This window comes from Ruegeria sp. CDSB086 (genome assembly GCF_059611065.1).
In genome coordinates this window covers 99,377-118,989 of the sequence record NZ_JBXWOV010000002.1, presented here as the reverse complement: position 1 = coordinate 118,989, position 19,613 = coordinate 99,377, and the positions used below count along the sequence as shown (strand labels likewise).

The window sequence follows — 19,613 nt, the reverse complement described above, 5'->3', positions numbered from 1 at the left end:
AAAGCCACAAAAACGGGCAATGGCCAAAGTACCAGACAAAGCGCGATCATTTTCCAACATGTGCACAGTTGAACAAGAGCTTGCGCTGACACGCAGGGCCTGTGCTATTGCGCGCTGTTCTTGCGGTCGATAGTTTTTGGAAAGCAAACAGAAAACGCAGGAACGCAGCATGTCTCGACCCGTCGTCGGTATCATCGGCAACTCGTACTTGATGAATGATCAATATCCGACCCATGCCGGTGGCACGATGAACTCAGACGCGGTTGCCAATGTTTCGGACTGTCTGCCGCTGCTGATCCCAGCCGATCCGCGCTATGTCTCGGTCGATGAGCTGCTTGAGGTCTGCGACGGATTTCTGCTGACCGGCGGGCGCCCGAATGTCCACCCCGAGGAATACGGCGAGTCCGCGACTGAGGCCCATGGCGAATTTGACCGGGCGCGCGATGCTATTACCCTGCCGCTGGTGCGATCCTGTGTGGAGCGTGGGCAGCCCTTCTTTGGCATCTGTCGAGGGTTCCAAGAGGTCAACGTGGCGATGGGCGGGACACTGTACCCGGAAATTCGCGATCTGCCGGGTCGGATGAACCACCGCATGCCGCCCGATGGGACCCTGGAAGAGAAATTTGCCCTGCGACATGTCGTTGCGCTGAACGAAGGCGGTGTATTCCACCACCTGATGGGCGCGACCGAAGTGATGACGAACACCTTGCACGGACAGGGGATCAAATCGGTTGGGCGTCGGGTTGTGATTGATGGTCAAGCACCCGATGGAACGCCCGAGGCGATTTATATTCAGGACGCACCCGGGTTTACATTGTCAGTGCAATGGCACCCGGAATGGGACGCCGAAAATGATCCCGTGTCCCGCCCTTTATTCAAGGCGTTCGGTGCTGCTGTACATGCATGGGCAACCGGTTCGGATAGGGCGCTGGTCCAACAATCCGCGTAATTCCTGCGCCGATCCGAGAGAGAGAGTTCGGACCGGCGCAGCGCGATCAAACCAGCAGATTGAACTGATTGATCAAAGGCAGAGTGCGGGCGCGCTCACCCGTCAGGTCGAACAGGGCATTGCCGAGCGCGGGCATGGACGGGGGTGTCCCCGGTTCGCCAACGCCACCCATGTGGTGGTTCGTTTCCAGAATTTTCACCTGTGTCACCGGAGCATTGTGCATCCGCAGAGCGTCGTAGTCGGGGAAGTTGTACTGTTCGACCTCGCCGTCCGAGAATGTGATCTCACCCATCACGGCCGCCGACAGGCCATAAATCATGCCGCCGAACATCTGTGCCTCGACTGTGCCGGGGTCCAAGGCCAAACCGACGTCACAGGCGATCCATGCCTTGGCGATACGGATAGTGCCGTCCTCATCGACGACCTCGATCACCTGTGCGACCGGCGTGCCAAAACTATAGGTCATCGCCACACCGCGCCCGACACCGTCCGGGGTTTCTCCGGTCCAGCCGGACATCTCTTTCACGGCCTGTAGGCAGCCTGCCGATGGCGCGTGCTCGGCTTTGGCCAGTTCCAAGCGGAACTCCAGCGGATCTCGTCCTGCGGCATGGGCCATCTCGTCCATGAAGGTCTCGTGGAAGAAGCCATTGTGGCTGTTTCCGACTGAACGCCAGAAGCCAACCGGAATATCCAGATCTGCAATGTGCCCGCTCATGCGGTAGTTTGGCACCGCGTAGGGCTGGTTAAAAAAACCTTCGACCAGCACTTTGTCAGGGCCGCCAGCCGGCAAGCCGGTATAGCGCTGAACCGCTTGTTGCGTGCAGGATTGCGCTGCGACCTTGCCGTCAATCAGAACGGCTTGACCGTCTTTGACAGCACCGCGCATACGGGCCATCGCGCCGGGGCGATAATAGTCGTGGCGCATGTCTTCTTCACGACTCCAGGTGGTCTGGACAGGAACGCCGGGCATGGCCATTGCGACCTTTGTGGCGATCTCGCCAAAGTCCAGCTCACCCCGGCGGCCAAACCCTCCGCCCAGATAGGTGGTGTGGATTTGAACGGCCTCTTTGTCCAGGTTGGCCGTGTTGGCCGCGCGTATTTGGACAAGCGTCGGGGCCTGATTGCCGCACCACAGTTCCAGCGCCGAGCCTGTGAACAGCGCGGTGGCGTTCATCGGCTCCATCGTGGAATGGGCCAGATAGGGCACCGTATATTCGGCCGTGATTTCGGTGGCGCCGTCGGGCAGAGTGTCAACGTCTCCGTCATCGCGCATGGTCGAATTGGGTGACGCGTCGAATGCATTGGCAATTTCGGTGAAAATGGCGTCGGTTTCCGGCGGGTAGGGGGCGTCGCCCCAATCTACGTCAATCGCCTCGACCGCCTGAATGGCCAGCCATGTGTTGGTGGCAATCACAGCCATGCCATTGCCCAGATCAACCACCTTTTCCACGCCCGGCATCTGCTCGGCTGCGCTGGCATCAAAACCCTTCATCTCGCCGCCCAGCTTGGGATTGATCCGGACCGAGGCAAATTTCAGACCCTCGGGGCGCACATCGATCCCGAACTCAGCCGTTCCGGTGGATTTGCCGACCGCATCCACACGCGGCAAGCTCCGCCCCAGCAAGCGCCAGTTGGACGGGTCGCGCAGTTCGACTTCCGGCGGTTCAATCTGGCCGGCAGCCTCGGCAAGCTCAGTGTAAGGAATGCGCGTCCCGTCCGGCGCGACTACAGCACCATTCTCGGTTTTCAGTTGCGCACGATCCACGCCCAGACGGTCGGCAGCGGCCTGTTTCAGCGTTTCGCGCGCGGTCGCACCCGCCTCGCGCATACGCTCGAACCCGTCCTTCATCGAGGTCGAGCCACCGGTAACTTGCAGGCCCAGCGTTCGACCTAACACACCCAGCGCTTCCCCCAGATTGTGCTGGAAGCCCGAGATGTCATAACCCTTGTTCGGCAAGCCTTCCCCAATCAGGGCAGAGTTGTAGTAGGCCGTCGCTGCAGGGCCGTGCAGAACGCGAATCTGGTCCAGTTCCACATCCAGTTCTTCTGCGATCAGCGCCGCCCACGTGGTCATTACACCTTGTCCCATCTCAGCACGCGGGGCGAACAGGGTGACGCCTTGCTGATCAATCAGAACAAAGGGGCTGAGCGCGGTTTCGCCCTTAGCAGGTTTGAGCGGATTGGCGGCCGGACGGCTGACGTAATAGGCGCCGAATGCCACGCCGCCGACAATCGCGGCCGAGCCGATCAGGAACGTACGACGGAGGATTTTTCCAACAGATGCCATCGTTTATGCCTCTTTCAGCTTGGATGCCGCGTCGTGAATTGCAGCGCGGATGCGGGGGTAGGTGCCACAGCGGCACAAATTGCCCTGCATGGCATCGTCGATATCGGTATCCGAAGGCGCAGGGTTCTCGGCCAGCAGCGCTGCGGCCTGCATGATCTGGCCCGACTGGCAGTAGCCGCATTGCGCCACCTGATGATCGACCCAGGCCTGCTGAATCGCGGCCATCGCGTCCGGGGTACCAATGCCTTCAATCGTGGTCACATCGCCCCAGACATCGGACAGGGCCACTTGGCACGAACGCACAGCCTCGCCGTCAATGTGCACGGTGCACGCCCCGCAAGCGGCCACGCCGCAGCCGAATTTGGTGCCAGTCAAGCCGACCTCATCCCGTAGAACCCAAAGCAGGGGGACGTCATCGGGCAGGTCAACCTGATGTTGCGTTCCATTGATCTTAAGGGCGGTCGCCATGGCGCACCTCTCGTAACTGTGGCTGGTCTCTGACATAATTGGTGAAAAGTGTCAGTATGTCAATTGACAAAATGAACAAAAAGTGTCACGAGTTCGGGGATGGCAGATGTAACTGAAGATTCACGGCAACAGGCGATCCTGGACTCGGCGTTTCGGGCCTTTGCGACTTATGGATTCCGCAAGACCTCGATGGATGACATAGCGCAGGGCGCAGGGATGTCCCGTCCGGCAGTGTATCTGCATTTTAAAAATAAAGAGGCGATCGTCACTAAGCTGACCGAACTCTACTATGCCGCGAAAAGCGTTGCAGTGGCTGCGGCGCTGACCAAACCGGGCTCAGTTTCGGACATTTTCAAGGGCGCGGTTCAAGCTCAAACCGAAGGGATGGCCACCATCCTAGCGTCCCCACATGGGTTTGAAATGTTGGATACGACCAAATCCATGTCGTCAGAAATCATATCGCAAGGCGAGGCTAAGCTTGCGCGCCTATATGCCGAGTGGCTGAAGCGCGAAGATCAGGCCGGGCGAGTCAGATTGCAGGTGGAGGCAGACGAGACGGCCAAAACGATAACGGCCACTCTGAAAGGGCTGAAGGCAAGCGCTATTGGCGCGGAAGAATATGAAACCCGTGTTGCCCAGTTTGCCGCTCTGGTAGGGGCAGGGCTAGAAGTCAGGTAACCCGCTGGCGCACCTTGAATTCTGGGGTGTCCCACAGTCGGTTCTGCATGATGTCCGCCAAGATTCCGACTGCATTTTCAACATCCTGCTCATCAATGTACAGCGGCGTGAAGCCAAACCGCATGATGTCAGGCGCGCGGAAGTCTCCGATCACACCGTGGGCAATCAGGGCCTGCATGACGGCATAGCCGTCGGCAAATCGGAAAGACACCTGACTACCGCGCTGGGCAGGATCACGCGGGCTTGCCAGTTGCAAATCGGGGCAGGCGGCTTCGACACGTTTGATGAACAACTCGGTCAATTCAATGGATTTGGTCCGTACGTCCTGCATGTCAGCCATATCCCATATGTCCATCGCTGCGGATAGGGCGACCATCTGAAGAATCGGAGGCGTACCGACACGCATTCTTTCGATCCCGTTGCCGGCGCGATAGTCCAGATCAAAGGCAAAAGGCGACTCGTGGCCCAACCACCCGGACAAAGCGGGGCGCACCTGTCCCGTCAGGCGCGGGGCGACATAGATGAATGCGGGCGCACCCGGCCCGCCGTTCAGGTATTTGTAGGTGCAACCAACCGCGAAATCTGCATTGCATGCCGCCAAATTGACGGGAATCGCGCCAGCTGAATGGGCTAGGTCCCAGACTGTCACTGTACCGTTTGCATGGGCAAGTTCTGTCAAAGCTTTCATGTCGTGGATCCGGCCCGAGCGGTAATCCACCTCGGTCAGCATCAAAACGGCTACATCCTTGGTCACATTGTCAGCTACGTCTTCCGGTGCGACGACGCGCAGTTCATATTCCGGCCCGAGTGAGCGAAGCAGGCCATCCACCATGTAGAGGTCGGAAGGAAAGTTACCGTTGTCCGAAAGCACGACCTTGCGGTCCGGGCACAATTCCAGCGCTGAAGCAACGGCCTGGTAAACCTTGATCGACAGGGTGTCACCGGTGACGATACTACCGGGTTCTGCGCCAATCAGCCGTCCGATGCGATCACCCAAACCGGTCGGCATCGCCATCCAGCCTGCCTTGTTCCAGCCGGTGATCAGCATCTGCCCCCATTCCTGAACCATCATGCCACTGACCCGATCTCCGGCGGCTCGGGGCAGCGGTCCAAGCGAGTTTCCGTCCAGATAAACGACGCCTTGGGGAAGGTTGAACATGGCTTTTGTCGCGGCAAAGTCGGTCATCGTTTTCTCATCATTGTGTGTGCAATTGTTGATGCAAAATGGCTATCTGATCCAAAAGCGGCTGTCCATCATCGAAGACCCTCTCTGCAGCCATGTCCGGACCCGCGTCGATTGCGCGGCTGCGACCAACTGTGATTTTGCTATTTCCGGCAAAAAGCGGTAGGTCATCGGGCAAAAGCGACACTTTGTTTCGCCCGGATAAGAAAGACTGCCAGACATGCGAAAAATCGACGTCCCTCCGGTGTGGTTGCTGGGCTTTGCGGTGCTGGCATGGCTGCAGGCGCGGCATTTCCCAATGGGTTTGTCGCTCGACAATGGGTTTGTTGATTTGCTCAGCGGGGTTCTGATCGGGGGCGGCATTATCCTGATCGTCCTGGCTGCGGCCGAGTTTCGCCGTCATCGCACCACGATCATTCCGCATGAAACGCCTACATCGCTGGTGCAATCGGGGATCTTCAAGCGTAGCCGAAACCCCATATACGTTGGCGATGTGCTGATCTTAGCCGGCCTGATCCTGCGGTTTGATGCGGTTGCGTCCTTGGTTCTGATTCCAATATTTGTATGGCTTCTGGAACGTCGTTTCATCGTGCCAGAAGAGGACAGAATGCGCAGAACTTTTCGCGCCGACTTTGCCCGATATGAACGCCAAACCCGCCGATGGATATGAGGTGATGTGGTAATGACACAACGTAATAATGCTGCGCTTGCGAAATAATGTTGCGCAGGATACACCTTTGCTTAACAAACAATACCGACCACCCGCTCGGTCAGAGTGAAAATTAGGGGGACTGCCAGTGAAGATAGGCACACCGAGAGAGACTTATGACGGTGAAAACCGTGTTGCGATGACGCCAGAGTCAGCGTTGCAGCTTCAGAAGTTGGGCTATGAATGTCTGATTGAGAAGGGTGCTGGTGCTGCGGCTGGATTTTCGGATGCGTCGTATGAGGCAGCTGGGGTTGAGGTCGTCAAGACGGCTGCGTCGCTGTGGAAGCAGGCCGACATTGTTGCCAAGGTGCGTCAACCGAACGAGGCTGAGCTGAAGCGTCTGACCAAGGGTAAGACGTTGATTTCCTTCTTCAACCCTGCGGGCAACGAAGAGGGGATGGAGGCGGCCAAGGCCAAGGGTGCCAATGTCATCGCCATGGAAATGGTGCCGCGGATCAGCCGCGCGCAGAAGATGGACGCGCTGTCGTCGATGGCCAATATCGCCGGTTACCGCGCGGTGATCGAGGCGGGCAACAACTTTGGCCGTTTTTTCACCGGTCAGGTGACGGCTGCCGGTAAGGTTCCGCCTGCGAAGGTGCTGATCGTTGGTGCCGGTGTGGCCGGTCTGGCCGCGATCGGGACGTCGACCTCGCTGGGTGCGATCACCTATGCGTTCGACGTACGCCCCGAAGTGGCCGAGCAGGTTGAATCCATGGGCGCCGAGTTCGTCTATCTGGACTTCGAAGAAGACCAGCAGGACGGTGCAGCAACCGGTGGTTACGCCAGCGTTCAGTCGGATGAATTCCGCGAGGCGCAGCTTGCCAAGTTCCGTGAATTGGCGCCCGAGATAGACATCGTGATCACCACCGCGTTGATCCCGAACCGCGAAGCGCCCGAGCTTTGGACCATGGATATGGTCGAGGCGATGAAGCCGGGCTCGGTCATTGTTGACCTTGCGGCGGAAAAGGGCGGCAACTGCAAGCTGACCGTGGCGGATGAGAAGATCGTGACCGACAATGGCGTCACCATCATCGGCTATACCGACTTCCCCAGCCGGATGGCGGCGCAATCCTCGTCTTTGTACGCGACCAACATCCGTCACATGATGACTGACCTGACGCCTGAAAAGGACGGCCAGATCAATCACGACATGGAAGATGACGTGATCCGCGGTGCGACTGTGACATTTGAAGGGGACATCACCTTCCCGCCGCCGCCACCCAAGGTGCAGGCGATCGCGGCGCAGAAGAAACCGGAAGTCAAGGAACTGACCCCGGAAGAGAAAAAGGCACAGGAGGTTGCGGCCTTCAAGGCGCAGACCAAACAGCAGTTCACCCTGCTGGGTGTTGGTGGCGCGCTGATGCTGTTGGTGGGGCTGATCGCTCCGGCCAGCTTCATGCAGCATTTCATCGTCTTTGTGCTGGCCATTTTTGTGGGCTTCCAGGTGATCTGGGGCGTCGCGCACAGCCTGCACACACCGCTGATGGCGATCACCAACGCGATCTCGTCGATCATCATCGTCGGGGCTGTGATGCAGATCGGATCGGGGTCGATCCTGGTCATTCTGCTGGCGGCGCTGTCTATCTTCATGGCCGGGATCAACATCTTCGGCGGCTTCCTCGTAACCCGGCGCATGCTCGCCATGTTCCAGAAATCTTAAGGAGGCCGGGCACATGGAATTTGGCTTCACTACTGCCGCCTACGTTGTTGCGGCTGTTCTGTTCATCCTTTCGCTCGGCGGCCTGTCGAACCAGGAAAGCGCCAAGCGCGCGGTCTGGTATGGCATCGTCGGTATGGCGCTGGCGGTTTTTGCCACGCTGGTTGGTCCCGGTTCGGGTCTGTGGCTGCTGTCGCTGCTGCTGATCGCGGGCGGTGGTCTGATCGGTCAGTACGTCGCACAGCGCGTGCAGATGACCGAGATGCCGCAGCTGGTGGCCGCGATGCACTCGCTGGTCGGTCTGGCAGCTGTGTTCGTCGGATACAACGCGCATTTTGAAGTTTTGAATGTCGCCGAGGTGATGGCGGTCTCAGATGCCTCGAAAGAAGTTCTGTACACGGGCCTCGGAGGGTTTGCCAAACTGATCGCCAAGAAAACCCCGGCGGAATTGTCGATCCTGCATGTCGAACTGTTCCTGGGCGTCTTCATCGGTGCGATCACCTTTACCGGGTCGGTCGTGGCTTATGGCAAGCTGGCGGGCAAGGTGACGTCTACGGCAACCAAGCTGCCGGGCGGTCATGCGCTGAACGCGGCAGCGGCGGGTCTCTCGTTGATCTGTCTGATTTGGTACACCGCATCGGGCGGCTTCTTCCCGCTGTTCCTGATGACGCTGGCGGCGCTGTTCATCGGCTATCACCTGATCATGGGTATCGGCGGTGCCGACATGCCGGTGGTTGTGTCGATGCTGAACAGCTACTCGGGCTGGGCGGCTGCGGCGATCGGCTTCAGCCTCGGTAACGACCTGCTGATCGTGGTTGGTGCGCTTGTGGGCTCGTCGGGTGCGATCCTGTCTTACATCATGTGCAAGGCGATGAACCGTCACTTTGTCAGCGTGATCCTGGGCGGCTTTGGTGGCCCACAGGGTGAGCAGATGGCGGTTGAGGGCGAGCAGATCGCCATCGAAGCCGACGGTGTGGCTGCGGCCCTGAACGACGCTGACAGCGTTGTCATCATCCCCGGCTACGGCATGGCGGTGGCGCAGGCACAGCAATCGGTGTCCGAACTGGTCCGCAAGCTGCGGGCACAGGGCAAGAATGTGCGCTTTGCGATCCACCCGGTCGCGGGCCGTTTGCCGGGCCACATGAACGTGCTGCTGGCCGAGGCGAAGGTGCCATACGACATCGTGCTGGAAATGGACGAGATCAACGATGACTTCCCCGAAACGGATGTGGCCATCGTCATCGGCTCGAACGACATCGTGAACCCTGCGGCGCAGGAAGACCCCAACAGCCCCATCGCCGGCATGCCGGTTCTGGAATGCTGGAAGGCCAAGCAGGTCTTCGTGTCCAAACGCGGCCAAGGCACCGGGTACTCGGGCATCGAAAACCCGCTGTTCTTCAAAGAAAACACCCGCATGTTCTACGGCGACGCAAAGGCAAGCCTGGACAAATTACTGCCCATGATCGACTGAACGGGTCAGGATAACTATCGGAAAGGCGCCCCAGTGGGCGCCTTTTCTGTTTTTGGTGTATTCTGAATTGAAAAGGAGGTGCCCGATGGAAAAAGTGAACGGCATAGGCGGCGTGTTCTTTCGCGCTCGTGATCCCGAGGCCTTGAGCGCGTGGTATGAAAAGCACCTGGGCGTAAATCACTATATCCCGGAGCCATGGAAACAGCGCGAGGGTTACACAGTCTTCGCCCCCTTTGCGCAGGACACCGCGTACTTCGGAAGATCCGAGCAGCAGTGGATGATCAATTTTCGTGTCGATGACCTAGCCACCATGATTGCACAGCTTGAAGCCGCAGGGATCAAGGTTGAAACTAACGCAGAGTGGGACAGTGAGGTTGGCAAGTTCGCGCGCATCCATGACCCTGAGGGCAACCCGATCGAGCTGTGGCAGCCAAATCAATGAGATAGCGGGTTTGTATACCGTAGTATCCTTGTAAGTATATGAAATAAAAAGAGAATTGATGAATTTTATAGGTGTCGTATAGTGCCTCGGACGAAACGGAGCCCAAGATGACGCCGATAGATGACCATCCGCTGCGCTATGCGCTGGCTAATGAATTGCACGCCCGTCCCTTTCCGGTGGCGGCAATGCCCTGTACAGTGGTCTTTCTTGCGATCAAGAAATCTGTTGCCGCCGTCGCACGGGATCGCCGCGAAGATCTGGATCACCTGATCGATCTTCTCGACCGCCACGGGGCGCAGCATCCGCAGCCGGACGCCACACACTATGCCGGACAAATCGGCCGCCATTGGTTGAAGTGGGAACAACATACCGAGTTCGTGACCTATACGGCCATCGCCCAGAACGTCAGCGAGCGTGCGTTCAACCCGGCTGATTTTGAGGTTTTTCCCCCCGACTGGTTGATGGCCAGCCCCGGTCAGAGGGTCACGTCGGCCATGGTGCGTGTTGTCGAACGCGAAGGCGACGAGGTGATCAAATCCAAGCTGCTGGAATGGTTCGAACCAGAAAGCCTGGCTGTTGCTCGGGTGCTGGATGACGCAGCTGTTTGTGCAAGTGATTTTCGTATCGATCCGGCAGGGCACATGCGGTTTGCGCTGTTTGTCGCGAATGGAACCGGTCGGCGCAGGACGGGACGGATCGTCCAGCGTTTGTGTGAAATCGAGACCTACAAGGCAATGTCTATGCTGGGTTTTGCGCGGGTCAAACAACTGATGCCTCGTATCGGAAAGCTGGATGAAAAACTGACGCGCCTGATGGGGCAGATGACCGACAATTCTGCCCAGCCCGACGAGTTGCTTCAGGACTTGCTGTCGACCTCGATTGAACTGGAAACTTTGGCGGCGCAGTGTTCGTTCCGGTTCGGAGCCACGGGTGCCTATGAGGCCATCGTAAATCAGCGGATTGAGGTCCTGCGCGAAGAGCGTTTTGAAGGCGGTCAGAACTTTGCGGACTTTATGATGCGCCGATACGACCCGGCGATCCGTACGGTGAAATCCACGGAACGTCGCCTGCAAGCCCTGTCAGATAGGGCCATCCGTGCAGGGGAATTGCTGCGAACCCGCGTAGATGTTGAGCGAAGCGCACAGAACCAGGCCCTGTTGGAAAGTATGGATCGCCGGGCGGATCTGGCACTGCGTCTGCAGCACACGGTCGAGGGGCTTTCCGTGGTCGCGATCAGCTATTACGCTGTATCGCTGGTCAGCTATCTGCTCTACCCCCTGACGGGTGCCGGGATCAGTAAAGGGATGTTAAGCGCAGCAGTGACGATTCCGGTTGTCTTGGCGGTATGGTTTGCCGTTCGCAGGATTCGAAAGCGGTTGGAGTAGATCCGTATTTGCCTTTGGACCTGCGAGTTGTACAACAAACGCGTTTGACACTTGGGTCGAGGAATTCTCTGTGATTGGAATCGTGTCGGCGTGGCGGGCCGTGGCCGCCATGTTCATATTGAATGGCGCATTGTTCGGCATCTGGGCATCGCGCATTCCAGCGGTCCGGGACAAACTGGACCTGACGCATGAGACACTGGGATATGGCCTGTTGTTCATGGCGGCGGGCGCGGTGTGTTCATTTCCGATCACAGGCCGGTTGACCGACAGGTTCGGCGCGGTGGTTCTGACGCGGTACATTGCCGTTCTCTATACGGTTTCGTTGATCCTTCTGGCCCTCGCGGGTAGCTTTTGGTCGCTTGCGGCTTTTTTGTTTGTATTCGGGGCTTTCCACGGCTCGATGGATGTGGCGATGAACGCCTGGGCGGCGGAGGTTGAGCAGGCGTACAAGAAGCCCGTGATGTCATCATTCCACGCGATGTGGAGCCTTGGGGCTGGGTTGGGCGCCCTCAGCGGATTTGCAGCGGTGCAGATGGGGCTGACAGTGATCCAACACTTTTTGCTGGCGGGCGGGATCGTCGTTGGGCTGGCATTGGCATTGTCATGGGTACGCTGGACATCGCGCCGCGCGGCCGTGTCCGGAGGCAAGGTTTTTGCTTTGCCTTCAGGCGCTTTGATCCTTGTGGGCTTCACCGCTCTGTGCGGAGCTTTGGGGGAAGGTGCAGTGGCGGATTGGAGTGCGATTTTCCTACGGGACGTGACCGACGCCGCCGAAAGCATTGCGGCATTGGGCTATGCGGTATTCTCGGTAGCCATGGTTGCTTTCCGCTTGGCAGGCGGGTTTGTCATTGCGCGGTTTGGACCGGTGGCAACAGCGCGATTTGGCGGGGCTTGCGCCGCTTTGGGTGTGTTCTGTGTTGTGTCCGCTGCCGAGGCAGGACTGGCATTGGCAGGTTTTGCGATGATGGGGATCGGGTACGCGGTGATCATGCCGTTGGCGTTCAGCCGGGCGGCAAGTGATCCCAACGTACCGCCGGGGCAGGCGATCGCCAGCGTCGCCACGCTGGGGTACGGAGGCCTGTTGATTGGCCCACCGCTTATTGGGTTTCTCGCAGAGATGCTTACATTGCGCATAGCATTCACGGCGCTGTTGCCGCTGGCCGTATTCATCGTCCTGTTGGCGGGTTCGTTGCGACCCGCCGAAACAGATTGAAGTCATGGCGGAGCCATAGCGGAGCAGCAGGCCGGAAAACCAACAGTTAGGAGACCAACATGCCGATCAAAAACCGGTTCGCCGAGTTGCAGGGTGAAATCACCGAGTGGCGACGCGATATTCATGAAAACCCGGAAATCCTGTTCGAAACCCACCGCACCAGTGCCCTGGTCGCCGACAGGTTGCGGGACTTTGGCTGTGATGAAGTGGTGACAGGCATCGGCCGAACCGGAATTGTCGGCGTGATCAAGGGCAAGACGGACACAAGCGGCAAGGTGATCGGGCTACGGGCGGATATGGATGCGCTGCCGATCCACGAGGCGACCGGGCTGGACTATGCCTCAAAAACCGATGGCGCGATGCATGCCTGTGGGCATGACGGGCATACGGCCATGCTGTTGGGGGCCGCGAAATACCTGTCCGAGACGCGCAATTTTGACGGCACCGTGGTTGTGATCTTCCAGCCCGCTGAAGAAGGCGGTGGCGGCGGGCGCGAGATGTGCGAAGACGGCATGATGGACCGCTGGGGCATTCAGGAGGTCTATGGCATGCACAATTGGCCCGGCCGCCCGGTGGGCAGTTTCGCCATTCGGCCTGGTGCCTTTTTTGCGGCAACAGATCAGTTCGATATCACTTTCGAAGGTAAAGGCGGGCACGCTGCCAAGCCGCATGAAACGGTCGACACTACGGTAATGGCTGCGCAGGCCGTTTTGGCGCTGCAGACCATTGCATCGCGCAATGCCGATCCGATTGATCGTCTTGTGGTTTCGGTCACGTCGTTTGAGACGTCGTCAAACGCGTTCAATGTGATCCCCCAATCGGTGAAGATCAAAGGGACCGTGCGCACGATGAGCAAGGAAATGCGCGACTTGGCTGAGAAGCGCGTTCAGGAAATCTGCGCAGGTATCGCCACCACCTTTGGCGGCGCGGCCGATGTGACCTATTACCGGGGTTATCCGGTGATGGTAAACAGCGACGAGCAAACCGATTTTGCAGCGGATGTCGCGCGCTCGGTGTCCGGAAACTGTGACGAAGCGCCCCTGATCATGGGCGGTGAGGATTTTGCCTTTATGCTGGAAGAACGGCCAGGAGCCTACATCCTGGTTGGCAATGGCGACACGGCTGCTGTGCATCATCCTGAATACAATTTTAACGACGAGGCGATTCCGGCTGGATGCAGTTGGTGGGCCGGGATCGTGGAACAACGGATGCCCGCAGCCTGATGTAGGCGTAAGGAAGCGAGGGGCCAGCCCCTCGCGCTCCCCGGGATATTTATGGCAGATGAAAGTGGACCCTTGCTGCGTCAGGCGAGGCTGAGTGTCTCGCACAAGGTGTTGATCACATCGCCCAACGCGGATTTCTGGAGATTTACGCAGGATTTCGCGCCAGCCTGCGCTTTGTCCAGCGCGGTGTCGTCTGACAACAAATTTGCAACGGCATCCGCGAGTTGCGGGGCGGAGTTGACCTCGGCCGCGCCACCGCTTTCGATCAGTGGCGCGAAGGTTTCAGAAAAATTGAAGTACCCCGGACCAGTGATCACAGCGGCACCGGCCTGTGCGGGCTCAAACGGGTTGTGACCGCCGATTTCCTTGAGCGAGCCGCCCAGGAACACGATTGGGCACAATGCGTACCATGTGCCGGTTTCGCCCAGTGTGTCAGCGACGTAAACTTGAGTCTGCGGCGCGATCTTGTCGCCCTTGGTGCGGAAGGCGGCGGACTGCCCGGCGGACTCGAGAAGATCTGCAACCTCTGACCGTCGTTCGGGGTGCCGGGGGATCAGCAGAAGCAGCAGATCGGGCCAGCGTTGCAACAGCTTGGCATGCGCGGCCAGAACCGCTTCTTCCTCACCTGCATGGGTCGAACTGGCGATCCAGACCGGGCGGTCGGCGGTTTGAGCGCGGATATCGCTCAGCGTGGTCCGATCGACCGGCAGGGGGTCCGACATGGCTTTGAGGTTGGTGCCGGGCTGTACCCGATCGGGGAGTGCACCCATGTCGATAAGATTTCCCGCCGTCTTGTCATTCTGGGTTAGGAACAGTGTGAAATGGTCCAGAATAAATCGCGCGGTTTTGGGTCGCTTCTTCCATCCCTCGACCGAGCGATCCGATAGACGCGCGTTGAGCAGCGCCAGCGGAACCTCGCGCCGAGATGCTTCGACAATCAGGCGTGGCCAGATTTCACTTTCGACGAAGACGCCGGCGTCAGGGCGCCAGTGATCCAAAAAACGCTTCACCGGTCCGGCTGTGTCCAGTGGTGGGTATTGATGGCGTGCGCGCGGTGGCATTCGTTTTTCGATCAGCGCGGCCGAAGTTGGAGTTCCGGAGGTAATCAGAAACTCAGCCTGGGGCAGGCGTTCGCCCAGACGTTTGATGAGGCTGATGACGGACAGAGTTTCGCCAACGCTGGCGGCGTGGAACCAGATCAGCTGCCCATCCGGGCGGGTTTGCGTGGCGTGGCCAAGGCGTTCCTGCTGGCGCGTTTCGGGAACGCCCGCCGTCTGCAGCTTTTTGCGAACCGTGCGCCATGCCAGCGGGGCCGCAATGGAAGTCAGGCCGCAATACAGCTTGTACAGCAGCGTTGGCTGGTCGGGGTTGTTTGGCACTTTAGCCGCCCGTGTGGCTCATGTGGCGGCTCATCTGGCCGCCGACGGCCTGACGGGAATAGTCGAAATCATGCCCTTTGGGCTTGAGCGTGATCGCGGACCTGATTGCCTCTTCCAATGATCTATCACTGTCGGGATGATCGCGCAGCGGCGCGCGCAGGTCGGCCATATCCTCTTGCCCAAGGCACATGTACAGCTCACCGGTGCAGGTCAGGCGCACGCGGTTGCAGCTTTCGCAGAAGTTATGCGACAGCGGTGTGATAAAGCCGATTTTCTGGCCTGTATCCTCAAGCCGTACATAGCGCGCAGGGCCACCGGTACGTTCGGCCAGATCCGTGACGGAATAATGTTTTTCATATTCCTTGCGCACATCTTCAAGAGACCAGTACTGGTCCAGGCGGTCTTCGTTTCCGATATCACCCATGGGCATGACCTCAATCCAGGTCAGATCCATATCACGCTCGGCACACCATTCGGTGATCTTTGGCAATTCGGGTTCATTGAACCCTTTCAAGGCGACCGCATTGATCTTGACCCGCAGACCCGCTTTCTGCGCGGCGTCGATTCCGTTAAGAACCTGTTTGAGGCGTCCCCAACGGGTGACCTTGGCAAATTTATCCTCGTCCAGCGTATCCAGCGATACGTTCACGCGACGCACACCTGCGGCGTACAGATCATCGGCAAATCGGTGCAGTTGCGAACCATTGGTGGTTAGCGTCAGCTCTTTCAGTGCGCCGCTGTCCAGGTGTCGGGTCATCGAATTGAAAAATGTCATGATATTGCGGCGCACCAGAGGCTCACCGCCGGTGATGCGCAACTTTTCAACACCCATGTTCACAAAGGTCGAGCACATGCGGTCAAGCTCTTCCAGCGTCAGTAGGTCTTTCTTGGGCAGAAAGGTCATGTCCTCGGACATGCAATAGACGCAGCGGAAATCGCAGCGATCCGTGACGGATACGCGGAGATAGGTGATGGCACGTGCGAACGGGTCGATAAGCGGAGCTGTCATGCGACATAGGTAAAGCTGCAACCGCCCTGCGACAAGGGCGAACTGCGCTTTGCGCTGGAACAGATGCGCGCAGGGCGATAGGTTTGCGTCATGAGATATGCGCTTTTGGCTTTTTGTGTTCTGGTGGCGGGATGTGACACCGTTCGGTCGACCACCGATCGTGTCTTTGGTGGTGACAAGCCCCCTGAAGAGGCAGAACCAGCCGTTGTAGAAGAGGTGGTCGAGCCGCAACCCGTTGCCGTTGCCGCCACTGGTTGGCTCGGTCCAAAAACCACGATTGCCGGTCTGGGAGATCCCACAACACCTGGTCGATGGCTGGAAACGTCTTTGGTGGAGACTGAATTCACCGGGCGCGTGGTTGTACCGCGGACGGGCGCGCAGGCCTATATCACGCTGATTCCGGCATCCGGGCCAGCCGGGGGCGGCAGCCGCCTTTCGCTGGATGCGATGCGGGCCCTGCTGCTGCCATTTGATGAACTGGTTGAGCTGGAAGTTTATTCCAACTGACCTTTCAGATATTTACCGGCCTCTTTTCGCGCAAATGGCTTCATCACGTCGCCGTGTGTTTTCAAAAAGGCAATGACCCGGTCCGGGTCGTGCTTGGACAATTCGCGCAGCCACCAAGCGACGGCTTTTTGAATGAACCAGTCGCGATCGGGCACGTAGCCTGCAGCCCAACCCAGAATGCGGTCTCGGCGTTGCAGGTCTTCCGGTTTGGGGTGGTTCTGTTTGGTCCAGGGCAGGGTCGCCACCAGCGCCGCGCGCCTGGTCCACATGTGGTCCGATTTTGTCCAGCTTTCCACCTGATCCAGCCGCGAAGGGTCGGCTGACAGGCGCTTTTGCATCGCCATGCAGGCGTGATCCGCCACAGCCCAGGCATCAAAATCCGGCAACCAGCTTTGCAGCAGGTCCCAAACGGCATCATCAGGTCGTATGCGTGCCTGTGTCAGCAGTTTTGCAGCGGCAAGGCGTCCTTCGTGGATATTGGTCTGCCACAACGCATCTGCCAATTCGACGCGCGCTGCCACATCCAACTCCTGTCGCCAGGTTTTGGTCAGATCATTCAGGATCGGGTTTGCCACGCCCAGATGGGTGCGGTCGGCCTTGTGGTAGGCCGCCATTTGTTCGGCGCGCTCGGGATCGGAATGGGCTTTGATCTGGTTCAGATAGGCTTCAAGCATCAATAAACTCAGGGTCGGGTGCGCGTGGGTTTGCCATCAATGGTCTGATGGTTCTTTTCAACCCAGTAGGATTGGATCTGCTCGTCGGACTTGCCATCGACCCATTTCTGCATCGTGTCGCGTTCGGACTGATATTCCATGAACGGCACGGCATAGCCGCACGAAGTCTGGACCACATCGATATCCAGATCATAGATCTGACGCGCGCTGCGGTGATCAGGGAAAAGGCCAGCCAATTCATCCCAGCCATCGTCCCCCACATGCAGCGTGCGCGCGGTGCCATACGTTCTCAGGATCATGGGGCGGGTCGTGAACGAACACCACATCAGCGTCATGCGGTTCGCTTCAAGCAGATGACCGGCGGTTTCGTTGCCGCTGCCGGTCAGGTTCATCCATGCAATCCGGTTCGGGCCAAGAACGCGTAGCGAATCCATGCCCTTGGGCGAGATGTTGACCCGTCCGTCGGGTGCCGCAGTGCCGACGAAGAACATGTGCTGTTCTTCGATGAATTTACGCTGCCCGTCGTCCAGTTCCGGAAATTGCTTGGCCATGTCTCACTCCACTGTAACCGATTTTGCCAGGTTGCGCGGCTGGTCTACATCCGTGCCTTTGGCCACCGCCGTGTGATAGGCCAGCAGTTGCGCCGGGACCGAGTAGAGGATCGGCGCCAGGCTAGGGTGGACATGCGGCATCCGGATGATGCTCCACACGCCATCTTCAGCCTCGGCAATCCCGTCATCGTCCGAGACCAGAATGACCTTACCCTTGCGCGCCATCACCTCTTGCATGTTCGACACCGTTTTGTCGAACACGGCGTCGCGCGGGGCCATGACCACCACAGGCATGTTCTTGTCGATCAGGGCGATTGGTCCGTGCTTCAGCTCACCCGAAGCATAACCTTCGGCGTGGATATAACTGATTTCCTTGAGCTTCAGCGCCCCCTCCATCGCCAGCGGATACATCAGGCCGCGACCCAGGAACAGAACGTCGCGGGCTTCGGACAGGCGCTGTGCGGACGTCTTGATGGCCGGATTCTGATCCAGCGCTGCATTCATCACCGTTGGCAGGCCGCGTAGCGCGGCATAGTGGTCGGCCAGCTCGTTGTCGGTCAGCGTACCACGATCCGCAGCCGCCTTGAGCGCCATCATCAGCAGAACGCTCAGTTGACACGTGAACGCCTTGGTCGAAGCCACGCCGATCTCAACGCCCGCATGGATGGGCAGGGCGATATCGCTTTCGCGGGCGATCGAACTTTCGGGGACGTTGACGACCGAGACGATCTTGTCCGCCTTGCCTTCGCAATAGCGCAGCGCCGCCAGAGTGTCGGCAGTTTCACCCGACTGACTGACGAACAGCGCCATCGTGCGCTCCGTGATCGGAGGTTCGCGATAGCGGAACTCGCTGGCGATATCGACCTCGACGGGCATTTGGGCCAATTGCTCGAACCAGTATTTCGCCGTCAGGCAGGCGTAAAATGCGGTGCCACAAGCCACCATGGTCAAACGATCCAGTTTGGTGAAATCCAGATCGTCGCCAGGCAGAACCACCTGATCACCACCACTTGGCAGGTATGACCGGATCGCGTCGGCAATCACGATGGGTTGTTCGGCAATTTCCTTGGCCATGAAGTGTTTATGGCCGTTCTTTTCGGTCTGTGTGTGGTCCAGTTTGATCTGGCGAGTCTCGCGATTAGCCAATTCACCGGCTTCGTTGCGGATCTCCAGAGAGGTTCGGGTCAGAACAGCCCGGTCGCCTTCCTCAAGATAGGTGATACGGTCGGTCAGCGGGGCCAGTGCGATGGCGTCTGAACCTACGTACATCTCACCATCTCCGTGACCGATCGCCAAAGGTGATCCCTTGCGCGCGGCGACGATCAGATCGTCCTGACCGTCGAACAGAAAGGCCAGCGCAAACGCACCAACAAGCTGATCGATGGTCTTGAAGGCGGCCTCAACCGGCGACAGGCCTGTCTTAAGGTAATACTCCGTCATCAGGGCGACGGTTTCGGTGTCCGTCTCGGTCGCGAAACCGATGCCATGTTCGGCCAGTTCTGCCCGCAACTCACGATAGTTTTCGACGATACCATTATGAACAACCGCCACAGGGCCGGCCTGATGCGGGTGCGCGTTGGTCACCGACGGTACGCCATGGGTAGCCCAACGGGTATGACCAATACCGGATTTGCCGGGCAGCGGGTCGTGCACCAGCAGATCGCTCAGGTTGACCAACTTGCCGACCGCCCGACGACGTCCAAGCGTGCCACCATTGACCGTGGCAATCCCGGCGCTGTCATAGCCACGATATTCAAGACGTTTTAGCGCCTCGACCAAAGTTGGCGCGGCCTCATGCTCACCCAGTACACCTACAATTCCACACATA

Annotated in this window: 18 protein-coding genes; 10 read left to right on the top strand and 8 right to left on the bottom strand. The window is 58.7% G+C overall.

The window, feature by feature from the left end:
• The first annotated feature begins 169 nt into the window (after positions 1-169).
• Positions 170-949, top strand: a complete 780-nt coding sequence (locus AC2FIO_RS04215; protein ID WP_496695868.1) for a gamma-glutamyl-gamma-aminobutyrate hydrolase family protein — start codon at positions 170-172, stop codon at positions 947-949.
• 46 nt (positions 950-995) lie between these two features.
• Here AC2FIO_RS04215 and AC2FIO_RS04210 read toward each other — a convergent pair whose 3' ends face one another.
• Complete coding sequence (locus AC2FIO_RS04210) at positions 996-3,236, bottom strand: xanthine dehydrogenase family protein molybdopterin-binding subunit (RefSeq protein ID WP_496695867.1); 2,241 nt, start codon at positions 3,234-3,236, stop codon at positions 996-998.
• Positions 3,237-3,239: 3 nt separating this feature from the next.
• Entirely contained in the window at positions 3,240-3,704 is a 465-nt protein-coding gene (locus tag AC2FIO_RS04205) for a (2Fe-2S)-binding protein (RefSeq protein ID WP_282168808.1), read from the bottom strand.
• A gap of 99 nt (positions 3,705-3,803) precedes the next feature.
• Between AC2FIO_RS04205 and AC2FIO_RS04200 the strand changes: the two genes are divergently transcribed.
• Complete coding sequence (locus tag AC2FIO_RS04200; protein ID WP_496695866.1) at positions 3,804-4,382, top strand: TetR/AcrR family transcriptional regulator; 579 nt, start codon at positions 3,804-3,806, stop codon at positions 4,380-4,382.
• Here the strand turns inward: AC2FIO_RS04200 and kynU are convergent.
• Complete coding sequence (gene kynU / locus AC2FIO_RS04195) at positions 4,375-5,568, bottom strand: kynureninase (RefSeq protein WP_496695864.1); 1,194 nt, start codon at positions 5,566-5,568, stop codon at positions 4,375-4,377. The two genes, AC2FIO_RS04200 and kynU, sit on opposite strands and share 8 nt — an antisense overlap.
• A 217-nt stretch (positions 5,569-5,785) precedes the next feature.
• Between kynU and AC2FIO_RS04190 the strand changes: the two genes are divergently transcribed.
• From AC2FIO_RS04190 to AC2FIO_RS04160, 7 genes are all read left to right on the top strand, one after another.
• On the top strand, positions 5,786-6,235 hold the full coding sequence (locus AC2FIO_RS04190) for a methyltransferase family protein (protein WP_282168805.1): 450 nt from the start codon (positions 5,786-5,788) through the stop codon (positions 6,233-6,235).
• Positions 6,236-6,362: 127 nt separating this feature from the next.
• On the top strand, positions 6,363-7,934 hold the full coding sequence (locus AC2FIO_RS04185) for a Re/Si-specific NAD(P)(+) transhydrogenase subunit alpha (protein WP_496695862.1): 1,572 nt from the start codon (positions 6,363-6,365) through the stop codon (positions 7,932-7,934).
• A gap of 13 nt (positions 7,935-7,947) precedes the next feature.
• On the top strand, positions 7,948-9,402 hold the full coding sequence (locus AC2FIO_RS04180) for an NAD(P)(+) transhydrogenase (Re/Si-specific) subunit beta (protein WP_109313492.1): 1,455 nt from the start codon (positions 7,948-7,950) through the stop codon (positions 9,400-9,402).
• Between the two features lie 85 nt (positions 9,403-9,487).
• The gene (locus AC2FIO_RS04175; RefSeq protein WP_282119160.1) at positions 9,488-9,844 is read left to right on the top strand and encodes a VOC family protein; all 357 of its coding nucleotides are present in this window, start codon (positions 9,488-9,490) and stop codon (positions 9,842-9,844) included.
• 107 nt (positions 9,845-9,951) lie between these two features.
• The gene (locus AC2FIO_RS04170) at positions 9,952-11,229 is read left to right on the top strand and encodes a DUF3422 family protein (RefSeq protein WP_282168803.1); all 1,278 of its coding nucleotides are present in this window, start codon (positions 9,952-9,954) and stop codon (positions 11,227-11,229) included.
• 70 nt (positions 11,230-11,299) lie between these two features.
• Positions 11,300-12,442: an MFS transporter gene (locus tag AC2FIO_RS04165; protein WP_496695858.1), complete on the top strand. Its 1,143-nt coding sequence runs from the start codon at positions 11,300-11,302 to the stop codon at positions 12,440-12,442.
• A gap of 59 nt (positions 12,443-12,501) precedes the next feature.
• A complete protein-coding gene (locus AC2FIO_RS04160) occupies positions 12,502-13,665 on the top strand; it encodes a M20 aminoacylase family protein (protein WP_496695856.1) in 1,164 nt (387 codons plus the stop codon).
• A gap of 80 nt (positions 13,666-13,745) precedes the next feature.
• On the opposite strand, the gene AC2FIO_RS04155 is transcribed toward AC2FIO_RS04160, so the two are convergent.
• A complete protein-coding gene (locus AC2FIO_RS04155; protein WP_496695855.1) occupies positions 13,746-15,044 on the bottom strand; it encodes a 3-deoxy-D-manno-octulosonic acid transferase in 1,299 nt (432 codons plus the stop codon).
• A gap of 1 nt (position 15,045) precedes the next feature.
• Positions 15,046-16,053 (bottom strand): GTP 3',8-cyclase MoaA, encoded by a 1,008-nt coding sequence (gene moaA / locus AC2FIO_RS04150; RefSeq protein ID WP_496695853.1) that lies wholly within the window; start codon positions 16,051-16,053, stop codon positions 15,046-15,048.
• A 90-nt stretch (positions 16,054-16,143) separates the two neighbouring features.
• Between moaA and AC2FIO_RS04145 the strand changes: the two genes are divergently transcribed.
• Positions 16,144-16,560, top strand: a complete 417-nt coding sequence (locus tag AC2FIO_RS04145; protein ID WP_058274375.1) for a hypothetical protein — start codon at positions 16,144-16,146, stop codon at positions 16,558-16,560.
• Here AC2FIO_RS04145 and AC2FIO_RS04140 read toward each other — a convergent pair.
• From AC2FIO_RS04140 to glmS, 3 genes are read right to left on the bottom strand one after another with little or no spacing between them, the layout of a single operon-like run.
• Complete coding sequence (locus AC2FIO_RS04140; protein ID WP_496695850.1) at positions 16,548-17,234, bottom strand: DNA alkylation repair protein; 687 nt, start codon at positions 17,232-17,234, stop codon at positions 16,548-16,550. The two genes, AC2FIO_RS04145 and AC2FIO_RS04140, sit on opposite strands and share 13 nt — an antisense overlap.
• Before the next feature lie 8 nt (positions 17,235-17,242).
• The gene (locus AC2FIO_RS04135; protein WP_496695848.1) at positions 17,243-17,785 is read right to left on the bottom strand and encodes a pyridoxamine 5'-phosphate oxidase family protein; all 543 of its coding nucleotides are present in this window, start codon (positions 17,783-17,785) and stop codon (positions 17,243-17,245) included.
• Between the two features lie 3 nt (positions 17,786-17,788).
• Positions 17,789-19,612, bottom strand: coding sequence for a glutamine--fructose-6-phosphate transaminase (isomerizing) (glmS, locus tag AC2FIO_RS04130; protein WP_496695847.1), 1,824 nt, complete (start codon positions 19,610-19,612; stop codon positions 17,789-17,791).
• Between the last annotated feature and the right edge of the window lies 1 nt (position 19,613).